Annotated in this window: 19 protein-coding genes; 9 read left to right on the forward strand and 10 right to left on the reverse strand. The window is 54.8% G+C overall.

Going from position 1 to position 17,294, the window contains the following annotated elements; genetic code table 11:
- Positions 1-30: 30 nt before the first annotated feature.
- The 3 genes from PUP35_RS09145 (at position 31) to sodC (ending at position 1,814) form a co-directional block, all read left to right on the forward strand.
- Positions 31-270 (forward strand): DUF1289 domain-containing protein, encoded by a 240-nt coding sequence (locus PUP35_RS09145; protein ID WP_008500587.1) that lies wholly within the window; start codon positions 31-33, stop codon positions 268-270.
- A 48-nt stretch (positions 271-318) separates the two neighbouring features.
- Entirely contained in the window at positions 319-1,215 is an 897-nt protein-coding gene (locus PUP35_RS09150; protein WP_032638255.1) for an aldo/keto reductase, read from the forward strand.
- 80 nt (positions 1,216-1,295) lie between these two features.
- The gene (gene sodC / locus PUP35_RS09155; RefSeq protein ID WP_115874864.1) at positions 1,296-1,814 is read left to right on the forward strand and encodes a superoxide dismutase [Cu-Zn] SodC; all 519 of its coding nucleotides are present in this window, start codon (positions 1,296-1,298) and stop codon (positions 1,812-1,814) included.
- Here sodC and PUP35_RS09160 read toward each other — a convergent pair.
- Genes PUP35_RS09160 through PUP35_RS09170 form a run of 3 tightly spaced genes read right to left on the reverse strand, consistent with a single transcriptional unit; the run spans position 1,793 to position 4,925 of the window.
- Positions 1,793-3,826: an FUSC family protein gene (locus tag PUP35_RS09160; protein WP_252092802.1), complete on the reverse strand. Its 2,034-nt coding sequence runs from the start codon at positions 3,824-3,826 to the stop codon at positions 1,793-1,795. The genes sodC and PUP35_RS09160 overlap by 22 nt on opposite strands.
- Positions 3,826-4,686: an efflux RND transporter periplasmic adaptor subunit gene (locus tag PUP35_RS09165; protein WP_274242901.1), complete on the reverse strand. Its 861-nt coding sequence runs from the start codon at positions 4,684-4,686 to the stop codon at positions 3,826-3,828. Before PUP35_RS09165 ends, PUP35_RS09160 begins: the two co-directional genes overlap by 1 nt.
- 2 nt (positions 4,687-4,688) lie before the next feature.
- Positions 4,689-4,925, reverse strand: a complete 237-nt coding sequence (locus tag PUP35_RS09170) for a DUF1656 domain-containing protein (RefSeq protein ID WP_111965660.1) — start codon at positions 4,923-4,925, stop codon at positions 4,689-4,691.
- Positions 4,926-5,111: 186 nt separating this feature from the next.
- On the opposite strand from PUP35_RS09170, the gene slyA reads away from it, so the two are divergent.
- Positions 5,112-5,552 (forward strand): transcriptional regulator SlyA, encoded by a 441-nt coding sequence (gene slyA, locus PUP35_RS09175; protein WP_111965661.1) that lies wholly within the window; start codon positions 5,112-5,114, stop codon positions 5,550-5,552.
- 35 nt (positions 5,553-5,587) lie between these two features.
- On the opposite strand, the gene PUP35_RS09180 is transcribed toward slyA, so the two are convergent.
- Both PUP35_RS09180 and slyB read right to left on the reverse strand, forming a co-directional pair.
- Positions 5,588-6,949, reverse strand: coding sequence for a sensor domain-containing diguanylate cyclase (locus tag PUP35_RS09180; protein WP_274242905.1), 1,362 nt, complete (start codon positions 6,947-6,949; stop codon positions 5,588-5,590).
- 198 nt (positions 6,950-7,147) lie between these two features.
- Positions 7,148-7,615: an outer membrane lipoprotein SlyB gene (slyB, locus tag PUP35_RS09185; protein WP_047348789.1), complete on the reverse strand. Its 468-nt coding sequence runs from the start codon at positions 7,613-7,615 to the stop codon at positions 7,148-7,150.
- Positions 7,616-7,869: 254 nt separating this feature from the next.
- Here slyB and anmK point away from each other — a divergent pair, with 254 nt between their 5' ends.
- The 5 genes from anmK (at position 7,870) to pdxY (ending at position 12,453) form a co-directional block, all read left to right on the forward strand.
- The gene (gene anmK / locus PUP35_RS09190) at positions 7,870-8,994 is read left to right on the forward strand and encodes an anhydro-N-acetylmuramic acid kinase (RefSeq protein ID WP_111965663.1); all 1,125 of its coding nucleotides are present in this window, start codon (positions 7,870-7,872) and stop codon (positions 8,992-8,994) included.
- 93 nt (positions 8,995-9,087) lie between these two features.
- Positions 9,088-9,411 (forward strand): C-type lysozyme inhibitor, encoded by a 324-nt coding sequence (gene mliC / locus PUP35_RS09195; RefSeq protein ID WP_025758348.1) that lies wholly within the window; start codon positions 9,088-9,090, stop codon positions 9,409-9,411.
- 57 nt (positions 9,412-9,468) lie between these two features.
- On the forward strand, positions 9,469-10,125 hold the full coding sequence (gene pdxH, locus PUP35_RS09200; protein WP_111965664.1) for a pyridoxamine 5'-phosphate oxidase: 657 nt from the start codon (positions 9,469-9,471) through the stop codon (positions 10,123-10,125).
- A 126-nt stretch (positions 10,126-10,251) separates the two neighbouring features.
- Entirely contained in the window at positions 10,252-11,526 is a 1,275-nt protein-coding gene (gene tyrS / locus PUP35_RS09205) for a tyrosine--tRNA ligase (protein ID WP_274242912.1), read from the forward strand.
- A 66-nt stretch (positions 11,527-11,592) separates the two neighbouring features.
- Complete coding sequence (gene pdxY, locus PUP35_RS09210) at positions 11,593-12,453, forward strand: pyridoxal kinase PdxY (RefSeq protein WP_274242914.1); 861 nt, start codon at positions 11,593-11,595, stop codon at positions 12,451-12,453.
- A gap of 87 nt (positions 12,454-12,540) precedes the next feature.
- Here pdxY and gstA read toward each other — a convergent pair whose 3' ends face one another.
- From gstA to rsxG, 5 genes are all read right to left on the reverse strand, one after another.
- A complete protein-coding gene (gstA, locus tag PUP35_RS09215; RefSeq protein ID WP_135346211.1) occupies positions 12,541-13,146 on the reverse strand; it encodes a glutathione transferase GstA in 606 nt (201 codons plus the stop codon).
- A 105-nt stretch (positions 13,147-13,251) separates the two neighbouring features.
- A complete protein-coding gene (gene dtpA, locus PUP35_RS09220; protein WP_063409046.1) occupies positions 13,252-14,760 on the reverse strand; it encodes a dipeptide/tripeptide permease DtpA in 1,509 nt (502 codons plus the stop codon).
- A 591-nt stretch (positions 14,761-15,351) separates the two neighbouring features.
- Positions 15,352-15,987 carry an endonuclease III gene (gene nth, locus PUP35_RS09225; RefSeq protein ID WP_008500570.1) on the reverse strand — a complete coding sequence of 212 codons (636 nt, stop codon included), beginning with the start codon at positions 15,985-15,987 and terminating at the stop codon, positions 15,352-15,354.
- Entirely contained in the window at positions 15,984-16,670 is a 687-nt protein-coding gene (locus PUP35_RS09230) for an electron transport complex subunit E (protein WP_023617347.1), read from the reverse strand. The genes nth and PUP35_RS09230 overlap by 4 nt, the downstream gene beginning before the upstream one ends.
- Before the next feature lie 2 nt (positions 16,671-16,672).
- Positions 16,673-17,293 (reverse strand): electron transport complex subunit RsxG, encoded by a 621-nt coding sequence (gene rsxG / locus PUP35_RS09235; protein ID WP_274242922.1) that lies wholly within the window; start codon positions 17,291-17,293, stop codon positions 16,673-16,675.
- Between the last annotated feature and the right edge of the window lies 1 nt (position 17,294).

Genomic DNA, 17,294 nt, shown 5'->3' on the forward strand with positions numbered 1-17,294 from the left:
GTAGGTGAGAGTGGCTATCTGGAGGTGAGTGTGGCAGAGCAGCTGGAGTTTTTCCCCATCCAGAGCCCGTGCCGGGGTATTTGTCAGGTGGATGAACGCGGATATTGCCGTGGATGCATGCGTACCCGTGACGAGCGTTTCAACTGGCAAAACTTTAGCGACACGCAAAAGCAGGAGGTACTACGCCTCTGTCGACAGCGCCTTCTGCGCAAAATACGCGCAAACAAAGCGGGTGAGACCGAAGAACCCCAGCAACCTTCACTTTTTTAACACGGTAATTGCGTATACTCATGACATCACGTCCTTGAGGAAAATGTTATGGTTCAGCGAATTACCCTTGCCCCCCAGGGGCCAGAATTCTCCCGTTTTGTGATGGGCTACTGGCGCCTGATGGACTGGAATATGTCTCCGCTCCAGCTGGCGAGCTTTATTGAAGAGCACCTCGATTTAGGCATCACCACGGTCGATCATGCTGATATTTACGGTGGCTACCAGTGCGAGGCCGCGTTCGGCGAGGCGCTTAAGCTGGTTCCGGCACTGCGCGATCGCATGGAAATTGTCACGAAGTGTGGGATTGCCACCACGGCAAAGCCGGAACACGCCCTCGGTCATTACATCACCGACAGCGCGCATATCATCAAGAGCGCCGAGCAGTCGCTGGTCAATCTGGCGACCGATCGTATCGACCTGCTGTTAATCCACCGCCCCGACCCGCTGATGGATGCTGACGAGGTGGCCGAAGCTTTCCTGAACCTGCATCAGAGTGGGAAAGTGCGTCATTTCGGCGTTTCTAACTTTACCCCGGCGCAGTTTGCGCTTCTTCAGTCTCGTCTGCCGTTTACACTGGCCACAAACCAGGTTGAGATCTCCCCGGTTCACCAGCCGCTGCTGCTGGATGGTACCCTCGATCAGCTACAACAGCTGCGCATTCGCCCGATGGCCTGGTCCTGCCTGGGGGGCGGACGCCTGTTTAATGATGATGAATTCCAGCCGCTGCGCAACGAGCTTGAGACGATCGCCCGCGAACTGAACGCGGAAAGCATCGAACAGGTGGTTTACGCGTGGATCCTGCGCCTGCCGTCAAAACCGCTGCCCATTATCGGTTCCGGCAAAATAGAACGCGTGCGTTCTGCACTGGCCGCTGAAGAGCTGCAGATGACCCGCCAGCAGTGGTTCCGCATCCGCAAAGCCGCTCTGGGTTACGACGTGCCATAAACCGCCAGAAGGTGACTTTCCGGTGAAATCTTTGCCCCTGGTATACACTTAAGGGGCAAAAAATAACCCGCGGAGGTCATATGAAGCGTTTTGCTCTGGCACTGATCACGCTGGTTGTTTGCGCAGGGGCGCAGGCAGCCAGCGACGAAGTGGAAATGAATCTCGTCACCCCACAAGGTGTGGGTCAGTCCATCGGAACGGTGAAAATCACGGAAACCGATAAAGGACTGGAGTTTGCCCCCAGCCTCAAAGCACTCCCGCCCGGTGAGCATGGTTTCCATGTTCATGCCAAAGGCAGCTGTCAGCCCGCTTTAAAAGAAGGTAAACCGTCGGCGGCGGAAGCGGCAGGGGGGCACCTCGATCCCCAGCATTCCGGTAAGCATGAAGGCCCGGATGGAATGGGGCATTTAGGCGATCTGCCCGTGCTGGTGGTCAATAACGACGGTAAAGCCACCGAACCCGTCGTCGCGCCGCGTCTGAAAAAGCTGGATGAGGTGAAAGGCAAAGCGCTGATGATCCATGTCGGCGGCGACAATATGTCCGATCGGCCTAAACCGCTTGGCGGCGGAGGGGCACGCTATGCGTGCGGCGTGATCTGATCCCCAATCGTTCCCGGCGGTGGTGCCTGCTCCAGCTGCGACAGCGAGCAGTGCAGCCGCCAGATTATCGAGGCCAAATCACGGGCTGCGGGCAGATGATGCTGTGCAAGCGTATCGCAGATCCGCTGCAGTTCATTCAGCGTGGTTGCCAGCGGGCGCTGCTGAACACCGCGTTCGCTCATCACATCGCGCAGCAGGGATATGCAAACATCACGAACCTGCGACAGCGGGTCGGAACGCGTTTCCCACCCGCGAAGCTGCCAGACCACGTGCGAGCAGTTCAACAGCACCACGCCCCAGCGCAGCAGCCAGCGCCGGGAAAGTGCGTCCTGGCTGCTGTTCAGCTGGCTGACGTGATGATAAACCAGCGATTCATATTCGTTTTCACTCATGTGTGGTTTACGGCTGAGCTGGTCGACAAACCCTCTGCGTAACTCCCGGATATGCCTGCGGCTCTTGCGTGCATCGGAGCCGGGACGCAACACCGCGAATGCCAGCCACGCCAGCCCCACGCCAAGGATCTTTGCCAGGTTGTCATTGAGAAAGTCGGCGTAATCATAAACCGGCGGATTCGTTACGGAAATAAACGAGCCCATAAAGACAATCAGCTGTCCCCAGAGGCCCGCCAGCTTCGGCATCTGCAGCTTCAGAAGCTGCATGGTGGTCAACAGGGGAAACAGGAACAGCAGGAACTGCCAAAGATCGCTTATCTGCACCATCAGGCCAAATTTCACCACGAAGCTGAACAGCGATAGCAGCACCAGCGTTCGCAACAGGAGAGTAAGAGAGTTGAACGGCGATGCCGCGACGGAGTATAGCACGCAGCTGATGGCGGCAAGCGTCAGGGCTGCCGTACCGGACTCCCACTGCGTGGTAATGCTCCATGCTCCCACCAGCATCAGCGCACAGAAGGTGCGAAAACCGCTCCACAACGCTTCAAGATAGTCGGTATGGCGTGCAAGTGCCGGGCTGCCGGGGACGTTGAACTCCGTCAATGGGGTCGCATTTTCGACGGCCATAATCCAGCGGCTGCTGCGCAGGTACAGACGGCAGAAGTAATTCAGGCGCTGCCAGAAGGCGCGATGGCGGTAGTCGTACTCATCAACAGGGGCGAGCGGGGCGATGATCTTCGCAACGGTGTAGATGTCCGCATCCGGGCGCGCAAGTGCCGCGAGCAGCGTTTCGATAACGGCACGGGTGTTATCCGGGGGCGTCGGCCAGTTGAGCAGCATCCGGCGCAGGCTGGATATGGCGCTGGTCATGCGCAGCTGCTGATGCAGCAAATAGTTAAGTAGGGTGTTCTGGCGGCGAAAGCGGTAGTGACTCCAGAACGCCTGAATACGCAACAGATTCATCGTCAGAATCTGTCCGATAACCTTTTCATGCGCGAGGCGGATATCGTCGCTGTTATCCGGTTGCCACAGCAGGCTCGCGTGTTCCAGTAGCCGGGTGTGCATGGTTTTTAGCGCAGTGATAAGCGCTGTGCCGTCGGATGTGCTGGGGAGGATCATCATCATGAAGCCGCCGCTGAGGATCCCGACAATCACTTCACAGACGCGCGCCTGGGCGATATTCCACAGCTCGGTGGTGTCGAGCACGTTAACTACCGGAAAGGCGATAATGGCGGCGGTATAGCCCGCCAGCTGAAAAGCGTAGGCGACGTTATTGGTAAAATGGGCGCAGGCCCAGGTACAGCCCCCCAGCCATGCCGCCATACTGAGCAGGAACAGCCACGGATCGTTCAGCGTATGCCCGGCGATAATTAACGCTGCGGTGGCGCCCAGCAGGCTGCCTGCGATACGGCCAAGGCTTTTACTGATCACCCCGCCCACCGTTGGGAAACTAACCACCGCCGCAGACGTCATCGCCCAGTAGGGCTCATCCAGGTTCAGGTAATAGGCGACGGTCAGCGCCAGACACATGGCAATGCCGTTACGTAGGGCGTAGCGCCACTGTGGGCGCGTCGCTTTCATCCACGGCGTGTTTTGCCAGGCGATCCCCTGCAGCTTCATTAACGGGTTCCGATGGAGACTGTGCAGGTGGTGCCGGACACCAGCGTAATGTCCTGCGGTAAACGGTCAAACTCCACGCGAACCGGAACGCGCTGGGCCAGACGTACCCAGGGTACGTTCGGCTTAATGTCCGGCACAAGACCTGAATCCGTTTCAACGCTTTGATCGTAAATGGCACGGCCAACGCTGGATACGTGACCCTGTAACCTCTGAGAGCCGCTGTAAAGCGTTATCGCGGCTGGCGAGCCCTCGCGAATATGCCGAAGCTTGGTCTCTTCGAAATAGCCCACGACGTAGAAGGAGTGACTGTCGACGAGGGCGAATATCGGTTGTCCCGTGGTGGCATAATTCCCCACGCGGGCGGAGAGGTTGGTCACCCATCCATCGACAGGTGCTGTAATCATGGTTTGGGTCAGCTGCCACTGCGCCTGCTTCAGCGTCGCCTCCGCCACGTTGACGTTAGCCTGCATTGCCTTCACGTTGATATTGGCGGTATCTAAGTCTTCCGCTGAGATGTAGTTTTGCGACAGGTGACGGCGGCGATTGGCCTCGTTGTTGGCCTTTGCCAGATCCGACTGGGCTTTTGCCAGCTGGGCCTGGGCGTTCAGAATCGCAATGTGGTACGGGGTATCGTCGATACGGAATAAAACGTCCCCCTTTTTGACAAACTGGTTATCCTTAACTAAAAGCGTTGTGATACTTCCCGACACCTGAGGAGTAATGCTGACCTGTTCAGCGCGAACTTTGCCGTCACGCGTCCAGGGCGACTGCATATAAAAATTCCACATCCACCACCCCGCAACCAGCGCGAGGGCAAGGACAAACAGGGTGGAAAAGTACTTTAGCGTTTTCAGGGACATATTCACCACACAGTCAAAACGGCAAGGCCCAGGCATACGGAAAGGGCAAACAGGGAAAGATCCATCAGCATGGGATGCCAGATTTCACCGGAGTACATCCAGTCGCGAAGCAGACGATGCGCGATGAGCCAGAGCAGAAAACCCACCAGAACGGCCTTAAACAGCGGAGGAAAATAGACTGACGCACCGAAGATCAGGTCCTGAAGGGGCAACCCCTCTGAGCGATGAAAAAACGTCACGGGCAGAAATCCTTTGCAGTGAACAGAATGCCGCGTTGGCTTGTCTTAGTATGATGAAGCATCACAATTCAGTGTAAGTCATACTTTTAAGTTCGATGAATGCAGTATTGCATTTGTTTTGGCAATACAAATGCTGCACACTATTCTAAAATCAGTATAATAACTTAGCAAGCTAATTATAAGGAGATGAAATTGGAATCGCCATTAGGTTCTGATCTGGCAAGGTTGGTACGCGTCTGGCGTGCTCTGATTGACCATCGCCTGAAACCTCTGGAACTCACACAGACGCATTGGGTCACGCTGCACAACATCCATCAGCTGCCGCCCGATCAGTCGCAAATTCAGCTGGCAAAAGCGATAGGGATTGAGCAACCGTCGCTGGTGCGCACGCTTGACCAGCTGGAAGAGAAGGGGTTGATCTCGCGGCAAACCTGCGCCAGCGATCGTCGCGCCAAGCGGATTAAACTCACCGAGAAAGCGGCGCCAATCATCACGGAAATGGAAGCCGTGATCACCAGGACGCGCGGTGAAATCCTGTCAGGCGTTTCACCCGCGGAGCTGGAAATGCTCATCAGCCTTATTGCTCGCCTTGAGCAAAACATCCATGAGCTGCATTCTCGCGACTAATAAACACGAAGGCCTTGCAGCAGCAAGGCCTTTTTTTACTTAAAGACGACCACACGATTACGTCCCGTCTCCTTCGCTTCATACATCGCTTTGTCGGCGTTTTCCACGCACGTTTCTGCGGCTATCGCGGGTGACGTCGCCGTATACACCCCCATGCTGATGGTGACTGGCTCCGGTAGTTGACCGCCGCTGCTGGTGTTATCGAAGCTGCTCAGATTTAACCGTATGCGCTCCGCCACCTGGTGCGCTGCTTCTGATGAGGTGTTGGCCAGCATCAGAACAAACTCCTCACCACCGATACGGGCCGCGATGTCCTGCGGGCGTACGGAATCCATCAGCAGGTTAGCGACAAACTGAAGGACTTTGTCGCCCTGAAGATGCCCGTAGGTGTCGTTGATACGCTTGAAGCGATCGAGATCGCTGACGATGACGGAAACAGGGCGGCTGGGTTTGGCAATATCCAGCGCCTGCTTTAATGTTTCATAAAAATAGCTGCGGTTATAAAGGCGCGTCAGCGGGTCGCGAATTGAGTTCTGGTACGACTGCTGATACTTGGCGTGCGAGTCGCGATACAGCCTGAAAACATCGTAGAGCAGAACAAAAATGAGCAGCAGCGTGGCGACAGTCTCAAATAAGCGGGCGCGATACCAGGAGATATCTTCGACATTTCCACCCGCTAACAGCATTGTGAGCGTGACGATATAGCAGACGCACAGAAAATTACCGCCCACCCAGAATAAGTTGCGTATGCGCGTAATAAACATCAGCGTTCCTAATGTCACCACCCAGAGTGCAATTAATGCAATATTAATGAAGTGGCTCCAGAGAACCATAAACTCACGGGTTTCATTATCCACCAGATCAATGGATAAAAATGAAGAGTGACTGGAATACATCCAGGCCAACCCTACTGCAAAGACGGTAAAGAGAAACTCGCCGCCCACAATAAGGATATGCGCCAGTCGTGAAAGAGGACAATTGCGCGTGGTATAGAGTATTGCCGAAACGATTATTAGCACCGCCATTAAAAGATGGCGGAACATATAGAAGATCATCGCATCGTTGTAGTTTACAGCGTTGAACTGATAGAGGTCCAGCCAGGCGGGAAAGCAGGACAACGTTCCGACCATCAGCGATGCCGCCCCGGCAAAGGCAAAAGCGATCGTTACCAGATACAACCGTTTTCGGTCACACCAGTATTTCATTGCCATAAAGAAGGCAATAAACAGGTTAAACACCAGCAAAAAAATGGTGAGCGTAGGGAACAAATGAGACGAGAAGCTAGGTACCCATTCGGCAATTTTCGAAAACAGGGCGTGTAATATGCCAATGACAACAATACAACCCAGACAGAACGAGGTATAACGACCCTTTACGGAACGATGATTAGAAAACATATACGTTTTTAATGGCTTTATAATGAATTAAGGTGAGGTGATTGCGAGAGTTTAATCAATTAGCCTGCTAAATACTTTGCGCAAAAACAATATATGATGTGGTTAAAAATTGGCGGGGTGAATTTATTTTGTAAATATATTTGTGGGAGTGATATATATTGTAAATGGATGTGGTCCGATGACCACATCCATTTTTAATTAACGTGGAGAAACGGTCACCTGGCTTCCGTTGCTTGCCAGAACGACGCGCTGGCCTGCAGAGAAGCGAGTGTTGCCTTGTTTCTGGACAACCATGATAGTGCTGCCATCGTCTTTACGAATTTCCAGCTCTACGCCCTGAGTTTTGTTCATTGCGCCCTGAACGCCCTGGCCAGCTACACCACCTGCAACGGCGCCTGCGGCCGTCGCCAGCGAGCGGCCAGTGCCACCGCCGACGGTATTACCCAGGAAACCACCCAGGACGGCACCGCCGATTGCGCCCATCACGTTGTTTTCATCACCACCCTGGATCTGTACAGGGCGTGCGTTAACAACGGTACCGTAAGTTACGTTCTGAACCTGTTTCGCTTCAGAAGCGCTGTAAACGTCGCCAGAGAGTGAACTGTCATTCACACAGCCAGCCAGGGTTAAACCAATCAGCGAAACGCCCAGTACACGTAAAATCATTTGAATCTCCTGTTCACCAAAAACGCCCGGTTGGGGCATCCGTTATGGCTAAATTATATGGCATAAGGAGCCATAGTTCATATCTTTGCACTAACAATAAGAAAATTGTACTTGAATTTGACTTAACGAGAGATAAACAGGAACCGCCCGCGTTACGCGTCTGACATTGTTAAAAAATATTATCGCCGGATGGCAAAGCTGCGCCGTTTATGGTTGAGTGGGTATCCTTAGCCCACGCAACGTAAGGAAAGCGCATGAAATCGGGTCGCTACATTGGTGTGATGTCAGGCACCAGTCTGGATGGGGTAGATGTCGTTCTGGCCGCCATTGACGAAAATATGGTGGCACAGCAGGCGAGCCTGACCTGGCCAATCCCCATTTCACTGAAAGAGGATATTCTGAGCATATGTCAGGGGCAGCAGCTGACCCTCTCCCAGCTTGGACAGCTTGATGTTCGCCTGGGGGCGCTGTTTGCGGATGCGGTGTTGGCTTTAATGCAGAAAGAACATCTTCGCCCGCAGGATGTGGTGGCCATCGGGTGTCATGGACAAACGGTCTGGCATGAACCAGGAGGAGATGCCCCGCATACGCTGCAAATCGGTGATAACAACCAGATTGTGGCGAAGACGGGCGTGACGGTGGTTGGCGATTTCCGTCGTCGCGATATCGCCCTTGGCGGACAGGGCGCGCCACTGGTGCCTGCGTTCCATCAGGCGCTACTGGCGCACCCTTCAGAACGTCGTATGGTGCTCAACATTGGTGGGATCGCCAATCTGTCGATGCTGATCCCGGGGCAGCCGGTGCGCGGCTACGATACCGGCCCGGGCAATATGCTGATGGATGCCTGGATCTGGCGTCAGTGCGGTCAACCTTATGATAAAAACGCGGAGTGGGCGAGCGAGGGTAAGGTGATTATCCCGCTGCTGCAGTCCATGCTGAGCGACCCTTATTTTGCCTTACCGGCACCGAAAAGTACGGGGCGTGAATACTTCAACTTTGGCTGGCTTGAGCGCCAGCTGGCATCATTCCCGGCGCTTGCACCGCAGGATGTCCAGGCGACGCTTGCCGAGCTCACGGCCGTGTCGATTTCCGAACAGGTGCTCCTCAGCGGCGGATGCGAACGCCTGCTGGTGTGCGGCGGGGGAAGCCGTAACCCGCTGGTGATGGCGCGTCTTGCGGGGCTACTGCCGGGTACCGAAGTGTCTACGACCGATGAGGCTGGCATCAGCGGGGATGACATGGAGGCGCTGGCTTTCGCCTGGCTTGCCTGGCGCACCATTGCCGGGCTGCCGGGCAATTTGCCGTCGGTAACCGGTGCTCGCGAGGCGAGCGTTCTTGGGGCGATTTTCCCGGCGAATCCGCGTCATAATCAGAGTTAACTGAAATTCAGCGCGGTGCGTCGCCGTTAGAATGGAACGAAACAGGAGGGCGGACATGCCCTCCAGGACCAGGAAAGTCTTCGGAATACGCCCATGAAAAAACTTCTTCTTATTGCCGCTCCTTTGTTGCTGTCAGGATGCAGCGTCTACAACCAGCTCCTTGAGCGCATGCAGACCGATACGCTGGAGTATCGCTGCGACGAAAAACCGCTGACCGTGAAGCTGAACAATCCACGCCAGGAAGCCAGTTTTGTTTACGACAATAAATTGCTTACGCTGAAGCAGGGCATTTCAGCCTCAGGCGCCCGCTACACTGACGGTATCTATGTCTTCTGGTCGAAAGGCGACAGCGCCACGGTCTACAAACGCGACCGCATTGTGCTGAACAATTGCCAGCTTGAAAATCCGAAGCGTTGAGATTTTTACAGGGGCGGCGCACAATAGCGCCACCCACTCTCAATGTCAGCTAACGCCATGTCAGATAACGACGAACTGCAGCAAATTGCGCATCTGCGCCGTGAATACACCAAAGGCGGCCTGCGTCGCCAGGATCTTCCCGCTGAACCCCTCGTACTTTTTGAACGCTGGCTGAAACAGGCCTGCGAAGCGAAGCTCGCCGACCCAACGGCCATGGTTGTCGCGACGGTGGATGAAAACGGTCAACCCTATCAGCGCATCGTATTGCTCAAGCATTATGACGAGAAAGGACTGGTGTTCTACACCAACCTTGGCAGCCGCAAAGCGCACCATCTGGAAAACAATCCGCGTATCAGCCTGCTGTTCCCGTGGCACATGCTGGAACGTCAGGTCATGGTGACCGGCAAAGCGGAACGTCTTTCGACGCTGGAAGTGGTGAAGTATTTCCACAGCCGCCCGCGTGACAGCCAGATTGGCGCCTGGGTATCAAAACAGTCGAGCCGCATTTCCGCCCGCGGCGTGCTGGAAAGTAAATTCCTGGAGCTGAAGCAGAAGTTCCAGCAGGGTGAAATCCCGCTGCCGAGCTTCTGGGGTGGTTTCCGCATCCCGATAGATCAGATTGAGTTCTGGCAGGGGGGCGAACATCGCCTGCACGACCGCTTTTTATACCAGCGCGAGAATGGCGGCTGGAAAATCGACAGACTGGCACCGTAATCCCCGAAATTTGTTGATTTAAGCGCTAGCGCACGCCGCGCTTGCGCTTTATTCTATGGGTCCTTTCGCATCAGGCGAAAAGTCGTGTACCGGCAAAGGTGCAGTCGTTTATACATGGAGAATTTGATGGCAAGCAGTAACTTGATTAAACAATTGCAAGAGCGGGGCCTCGTGGCCCAGGTGACGGACGAGGAAGCGTTAGCAGAGCGACTGGCGCAAGGCCCGATCGCGCTCTATTGCGGCTTCGATCCCACCGCTGACAGCTTGCATTTGGGGCATCTTGTTCCATTGTTATGCCTGAAACGCTTCCAGATGGCGGGCCATAAGCCTGTTGCCCTGGTGGGCGGCGCGACCGGTCTGATTGGTGACCCAAGCTTTAAAGCCGCTGAGCGTAAACTGAACACCGAAGATACCGTGCAGGAGTGGGTGGATAAGATCCGCAAACAGGTTGCGCCGTTCCTCGACTTCAACTGTGGTGATAACGCCGCGATTGCCGCCAACAACTACGACTGGTTTGGCCGCATGAACGTGCTGACCTTCCTGCGTGACATCGGCAAACACTTCTCTGTTAACCAGATGATTAACAAAGAGGCCGTGAAGCAGCGTCTGAACCGTGACGACCAGGGTATCTCCTTTACCGAGTTCTCCTACAACCTGCTGCAGGGGTATGACTTTGCCTGCCTGAACAAACTGCACGGCGTTTCCCTGCAGATTGGCGGTTCTGACCAGTGGGGCAACATCACCTCCGGTATCGATCTGACCCGTCGTCTGCACCAGAACCAGGTGTTTGGTCTGACCGTTCCGCTGATTACCAAAGCAGACGGCACCAAATTTGGTAAGACTGAGGGCGGCGCGGTATGGCTCGATCCGAAGAAAACCAGTCCGTACAAATTCTACCAGTTCTGGATCAACACGGCGGATGCCGATGTTTATCGCTTCCTGAAGTTCTTCACCTTCATGGATATCGCAGAGATCAACGCGCTGGAAGAAGAAGATAAGAACAGCGGTAAAGCGCCACGCGCGCAGTACGTGCTGGCGGATGAAGTGACCAAACTGGTTCACGGTGAAGAAGGTCTGGCCGCGGCAAAACGCATTACCGCTAGCCTGTTTAACGGCACCCTGAGCGATCTGAGCGAAGCGGACTTCGAACAGCTGGCGCAGGACGGCGTGCCAATGGTTGAGATGGAGAGAGGGGCTGACCTGATGCAGGCGCTGGTGGACTCTGAACTCCAGCCTTCCCGCGGTCAGGCGCGTAAAACCATCGCGTCTAACGCGATCACCATCAACGGTGAGAAACAGGCCGACCCGGAATACACCTTCGTTGACGGCGATCGTCTGTATGGTCGCTACACGCTGCTGCGTCGCGGCAAGAAAAACTACTGCCTTGTCTGCTGGAAGTAATTAACAGTCTCCAGGGGCGTGGGAAACCACGCCCCTTTTGTTTTTTCAGGGTTTGGTAAGAAAATAATGAAGAACATCCTCGCCATTCAGTCCCACGTCGTTTTTGGACATGCTGGCAATAGCGCAGCGGAATTCCCGATGCGTCGTCTCGGCGCCAACGTCTGGCCCCTCAATACCGTCCAGTTTTCCAATCACACGCAGTACGGCAAATGGACCGGCTGCGTGATGCCGCCTTCGCACCTTACCGAGGTTGTGCAGGGCATTGCCGATATCGACCAGCTCAAGCGCTGTGATGCCGTACTGAGCGGTTATCTTGGTTCAGCGGAGCAGGGGGAGCATATCCTCGACATCGTACGCCAGGTGAAAGCCGCAAATCCGTCGGCAAAATACTTCTGCGACCCGGTTATGGGTCATCCGGAAAAAGGCTGCATCGTGGCGCCAGGCGTTGCGGAGTTCCACGTCCGCCACGCTCTGCCCGCCAGCGATATCATTGCGCCAAACCTGGTAGAACTGGAGATCCTCTGCGAGCATCCGGTTAACAGCGTAGAAGAGGCAGTAACTGCATCTCGCGAGCTGATCGCGCAGGGGCCTGAGGTTGTGCTGGTAAAACATCTCGCACGCGCAGGGCTAAGTCAGGATCGCTTTGAGATGCTGCTGGTGACGAAAGATGATGCCTGGCACATCAGCCGTCCGCTGGTGGATTTTGGCAAACGCCAGCCGGTGGGCGTGGGGGATGTGACCAGCGGCCTGCTGCTGGTGAAAATACTTCAGGGGGCAACGCTGCGCGATGCGCTGGAGCATGTGACTGCGGCAGTGTACGAAATTATGATGGCGACGAAAGAAATGCAGGAATATGAACTGCAGGTGGTCGCAGCACAGGATCGAATCGCGAAGCCGGAGCACTATTTCAGCGCAACCCAGCTTTAAACGATACCGGGTGGCGCTGCGCGTGAGGGGCTGTGAATTTTGTAGGCCGGGTAAGCGCAGCGCCACCCGGCAACAGAGGCCGCTCGGTTAGTTCAACCCTTCCGCTTTCAGCGCCGCAGCCACCGCAGGACGCTCTGCCACACGCTTCATATACGATGCAATGTGGTCTAACCCTTCCAGATTCAACTTAATCGCGCGCGCCCAGCGCAGCACGGTGAACAGATACGCATCGGCAATCGTGAAGCGCGACCCGCCAATCCACTGTTCGTCTTTCAGCGATTCGTTAACGTACTGCAGCTTTTTCTCAAGCAGGGCACGCAGGGTAGGCTTAAACTCTTCCGGCGTATCCGGGCGGAACAGGGGGGTAAAGCCTTTGTGCAGCTCGGTGGCAATGTAGTTCAGCCATTCCAGCGTTTTATAGCGCGAAATGGTGCTGACCGGGGCCAGCAGCTGGCGATCGGGCACGCTATCGGCCAGGAACTGCATAATCGCCACGCCCTCGGTCAGCAGAGTACCGTCATCCAGCAGGAGCGCCGGAACTTGTCCTTTCGGGTTAATGGCAAGAAAGTCATCGCCATTTTCCAGGCGCTTTTTCATCAGATCAACGCCATCCAGCGTGAAATCTTTGCCGCTCTCGCGCAGGGTGATATGGGAAGCAAGAGAGCACGCGCCCGGTTTGTAGAACAGTTTCATCGGTAACTCCTTTTTGCTGAGGTTTCAGCTATGTTAGTGCGCGAACGGCCAAAAAAAAAGCCGCTAATGCATTAGCGGCTTCTGTTCAGTCGTTTCTCAATAATCTTACGCAGTAGCGGTTTTGGTCGCTTCAGCCGTCTTGTCGTCGTCCTGAGTCATACGATTCAGTTTCGGCGCGGTCAGCAGCATCAGCGCAGCGATCACCGCTGTCGCGATACCAATCTGCATGAACACGGTACCGTAGACGTTCAGGGAGACCAGTGGGTCAGTGACGTTTTCAGGCACAGCCATCAGGTTCGCAATTTTACCCGCAATGATTGCCGCACCGGCAGTGGTCAGGAACCAGCTACCCATAATGAAGCCCATCAGACGCTGCGGCACCAGCTGTGCAACCATCGCCAGACCCAGACCGGAGATCATCAGTTCGCCGATAGACTGCAGCGCGTAGCTCAGGATCAGCCAGTTAACGGAGACGATGCCTGCGTCAGTGGCAAACTTGGTACCCAGCGGCAGCACCAGGAACGCGCCTGAGCACAGTACCATACCGATTGCGAACTTGTGCGGCATTGGCAGACGGTCACCCATCTTGTTATAGATAGCGGCCAGAATCGGGCTACCAATCATGATCCAGAACGGGTTCAGCGCCTGATATTGCTCCGGCTCGAACGCGATGCCCAGAATAGAGTGCTCAACGTTACGAATGGCGAAGAAGTTCAGAGAGGTTGGCATCTGGCTGTACAGCACGAAGAAGATAATCGCTTCCAGCATCAGAATGAACGCCACAATCATCTTGCGGCGGGCAGCACCCTGCATGGCGAACGCTTCTTTTGCAAAGATAACCACGATACCCAGTGCAACCACGCCCAGAACGGCACGAGCGATACCCTGGTTGTGCAGTAGCCAGGTGGCGATTGCCGCGAGGACAACAACGCCCACGATAGTCGCCAGCAGTTTGCCCATGTGTACAGGCTCGAAGTCAGGTTTTGAACCGTAGTCTTTCACCCAGCTGCGGCAGAACAGGAAGTTCACAACGGTGATCAGCATACCCACGAAGCTCAGCGCAAACGCCACGCTCCAGCCGAATTTCGCGGCGAGCCATGGGGTTGCCAGCATCGAGAAGAATGAACCGATGTTGATGGACATGTAGTACATGGTAAATGCACCGTCCAGACGCGGGTCATCTTTGCTGTAGCAGGTAGAGAGTAGGGAAGACGGGTTCGCTTTGAACAGACCGTTACCCACGGCGATCGTCGCCATACCCATATACACGACAGCGGCATCGTGCCCTGACCATGCCACCAGACCATAGCCAATTGCCAGTACAATAGCGCCCAGCATAATGACGCGCTTAGTACCCAGAACTTTATCACCCAGCCAGCCGCCGATAGCAACCAGACCATAGACAAGGGCACTGAAGGAGGAGAACAGCGTGATGGAATCAGCTTCAGACATACCCAGCTGTTTGACCAGGTAAACCGCCATGATCCCTTGCAGGCCGTAATAACCAAAACGCTCCCATAACTCGATAGAGAAGATGAGATAGAACGCTTTAGGCTGTTTAAAAGCGTTAAGACTCACGCTTTCATCTGTTGGTTTATTGTTTGCAGTAGACACATATACCTCTTTTTTTACATCCCATATTAACGGGGGTGTTCATAGCGTGATGGCCGTAGTCCATACGCCTTATAGTTATATTGGGAGGAGAAACGGCGGGTAATGTTCACTATCCTGCCCCATCTGGCAATACGTTTGTAATAATCTGTTACATATATCTGAAGTGGTATAATCGTCGGTTCATGCAAATGTTATTCAGCGTTAAATTTTATACGATGTGTAAAGGTAGTTTTTTCGACTGGCAGAGACCCATAAGGACCGGTGTTTGGCGATATGTTCTGCTATTTGCCGCTTCTGGCAGTGATATAGCCCATATTCTGAAAAATAGATGGTCTTATCGTCGGCAAAAAAAGAAGAGTGTCTTGTCAGACAAAGGGTTTAAGTTGATTTTGACAACAAAAATACAACATGAAGTTATCAGGGTGATCGCGATCACAGATGTATAGAAATTTTTGGCTATGAAAAAACTATTAACCTGTTTGAGCGTTAAACAACCGAAGAAGTGACAGGTGAGGGTAAACGAAAGGCGGACAAATAGCGGGCAAAAGAAGGGCTTCTGGTAACCATTCTTTTGGTAAGGGATTGTGACATTCAGGGATACACTTTTTCTTTGTATTCGCAGAGATCTTCAATAATACAGGAGCCGCAGCGAGGCTTACGGGCAATACACGTGTAACGACCGTGCAGAATCAGCCAGTGATGGCAATCAACCTTAAACTCAGCCGGAACCACTTTAAGCAGCTTCTCTTCGACCTGCTCGACATTTTTCCCCGGCGCGAAGTTGGTCCGGTTAGAGACGCGAAATATATGCGTATCTACGGCAATCGTGGGCCAGCCAAACGCGGTGTTGAGCACCACGTTGGCAGTCTTACGCCCCACGCCCGGTAAGGCTTCCAGCGCGGCGCGATCTTCCGGTACTTCGCCTCCATGCTGTTCCAGCAGGATCCGGCAGGTCTTAATGACGTTCTCGGCTTTGCTGTTAAACAGGCCGATGGTTTTGATATACGACTTCACGCCTTCCACGCCCAGCTCCAGCATGGCCTTCGGCGTATTGGCGACCGGATAGAGCAGGGCGGTGGCTTTATTGACGCTCACGTCGGTAGCCTGTGCAGAGAGCAACACCGCGATCAGCAGCTCAAACGGGGAGGTAAAATTCAGCTCCGTCGTCGGGTGCGGGTTCTCGTCCCGCAGACGGGTCAGAATCGCAATCCGCTTTTCTTTATTCATGAAGCCTTCTCGGGTGTCCCTTCCAGAACGCTGCGCTCAGCCGCGCGGCGCTTACGTTTCTCATCAATCAGGTATTTTATCGCCAGCATCATGCCAAGGCCAATAAACGCGCCGGGCGGCAGCATCGCCAGCAGGAACGGCGTATCGGTGTGGAACACTTCAACGCGCAGGGCTTTGGCCCAGCCGCCCAGCAGGGCATCTGCGCCGTCGAACAGCGTACCGTTGCCGAGGATTTCGCGCAGAGAGCCCAGCACGAACATGGCGCAGGTGGCGCCCATGCCTATGGAAAAACCGTCCAGCGCCGACATGGCGGGGCTATTTTTCACCGCGAACGCTTCCGCACGCCCAACGACGATACAGTTGGTGACGATAAGAGGAATAAAGATCCCGAGCGACTGGTACAGGCCGAACGCGTAGGCGTTAATCAGCATCTGAACAATACTGACCACCGACGCAATGATCATGACGTAAATCGGAATACGAATTTCCGACGGCGTCCAGCGTCGCAGCGCAGAGATGGAGAGGTTGGTCAGGGTCAATACCAGGGTGGTTGCCAGACCCAGACCGAGTGCGTTGGTGGCGGTGGACGTTACCGCCAGCAGGGGGCACATCCCCAGAAGCTGCACCAGCGCGGAGTTGTTCTTCCACAACCCCTGGACAATAACCTCTTTAACCTGGCTCATGATTACTCCCCACAGGCCGGAAGATTGTTGATTTGCGCGGGCAGCGTTTCAGCGTACAGCCCGGCTCGTTTTACGGCATTTACCACGGCGCGCGGCGTGATGGTCGCGCCGGTGAACTGGTCGAACTCGCCGCCGTCTTTCTTCACCGCAAACGCGGTGTCACCTTCGCCATGGATAACTTTCCCGGCGAAGTGCAAAATCCAGTCGCTCAGACGGGTTTCAATTTTGTCGCCAAGACCCGGCGTTTCATGATGTTCCGTCACGCGGGTGCCCAGGATGGTACCGGAGAAATCGCTGCCCACGAGCAGCTGAATGGCGCCGGAATAGCCGTCAGGTGCGGTCGCTTCCATCACCGCGCCGACCGGTTTATCCCCTTTGCGGGCGATAAAGAGGCGGTGCGGGCCTTTCCCAAGCTGCGGCGCGTCTACCACAAAGCAGCTTTTTTGCAGGTCATTATCGTAGAAATCGGACGGGATCACCTGATCGAACAGCGCCTTTTGCTGCTTCGAGGCCTGTTCTTCGATGGTCGTTTTGGTCAGCGCATTAACCAGTGCCGTTAGCCCCGTCAGGACCCCGGCGAAGACAGCCAGCGTGACGCCGTGTTTTTGCATCGTTTTTAACATG

Source organism: Enterobacter sp. S-33 (assembly GCF_028735835.1).
GTDB lineage: Bacteria > Pseudomonadota > Gammaproteobacteria > Enterobacterales > Enterobacteriaceae > Enterobacter > Enterobacter vonholyi.

Coding starts and splice junctions, on each gene's coding strand:
- PUP35_RS09160 (WP_252092802.1), bottom strand. CDS start 3,826: ATGAAGCTGCAGGGGATCGCCTGGCAAAACACGCCGTGGATGAAAGCG.
- PUP35_RS09150 (WP_032638255.1), top strand. CDS start 319: ATGGTTCAGCGAATTACCCTTGCCCCCCAGGGGCCAGAATTCTCCCGT.
- nth (WP_008500570.1), bottom strand. CDS start 15,987: ATGAATAAAGAAAAGCGGATTGCGATTCTGACCCGTCTGCGGGACGAG.
- pdxH (WP_111965664.1), top strand. CDS start 9,469: ATGTCAGATAACGACGAACTGCAGCAAATTGCGCATCTGCGCCGTGAA.
- sodC (WP_115874864.1), top strand. CDS start 1,296: ATGAAGCGTTTTGCTCTGGCACTGATCACGCTGGTTGTTTGCGCAGGG.
- PUP35_RS09165 (WP_274242901.1), bottom strand. CDS start 4,686: ATGTCCCTGAAAACGCTAAAGTACTTTTCCACCCTGTTTGTCCTTGCC.
- PUP35_RS09230 (WP_023617347.1), bottom strand. CDS start 16,670: ATGAGCCAGGTTAAAGAGGTTATTGTCCAGGGGTTGTGGAAGAACAAC.
- anmK (WP_111965663.1), top strand. CDS start 7,870: ATGAAATCGGGTCGCTACATTGGTGTGATGTCAGGCACCAGTCTGGAT.
- pdxY (WP_274242914.1), top strand. CDS start 11,593: ATGAAGAACATCCTCGCCATTCAGTCCCACGTCGTTTTTGGACATGCT.
- rsxG (WP_274242922.1), bottom strand. CDS start 17,293: ATGTTAAAAACGATGCAAAAACACGGCGTCACGCTGGCTGTCTTCGCC.
- mliC (WP_025758348.1), top strand. CDS start 9,088: ATGAAAAAACTTCTTCTTATTGCCGCTCCTTTGTTGCTGTCAGGATGC.
- PUP35_RS09180 (WP_274242905.1), bottom strand. CDS start 6,949: ATGTTTTCTAATCATCGTTCCGTAAAGGGTCGTTATACCTCGTTCTGT.
- tyrS (WP_274242912.1), top strand. CDS start 10,252: ATGGCAAGCAGTAACTTGATTAAACAATTGCAAGAGCGGGGCCTCGTG.
- gstA (WP_135346211.1), bottom strand. CDS start 13,146: ATGAAACTGTTCTACAAACCGGGCGCGTGCTCTCTTGCTTCCCATATC.
- slyB (WP_047348789.1), bottom strand. CDS start 7,615: ATGATTTTACGTGTACTGGGCGTTTCGCTGATTGGTTTAACCCTGGCT.
- slyA (WP_111965661.1), top strand. CDS start 5,112: ATGAAATTGGAATCGCCATTAGGTTCTGATCTGGCAAGGTTGGTACGC.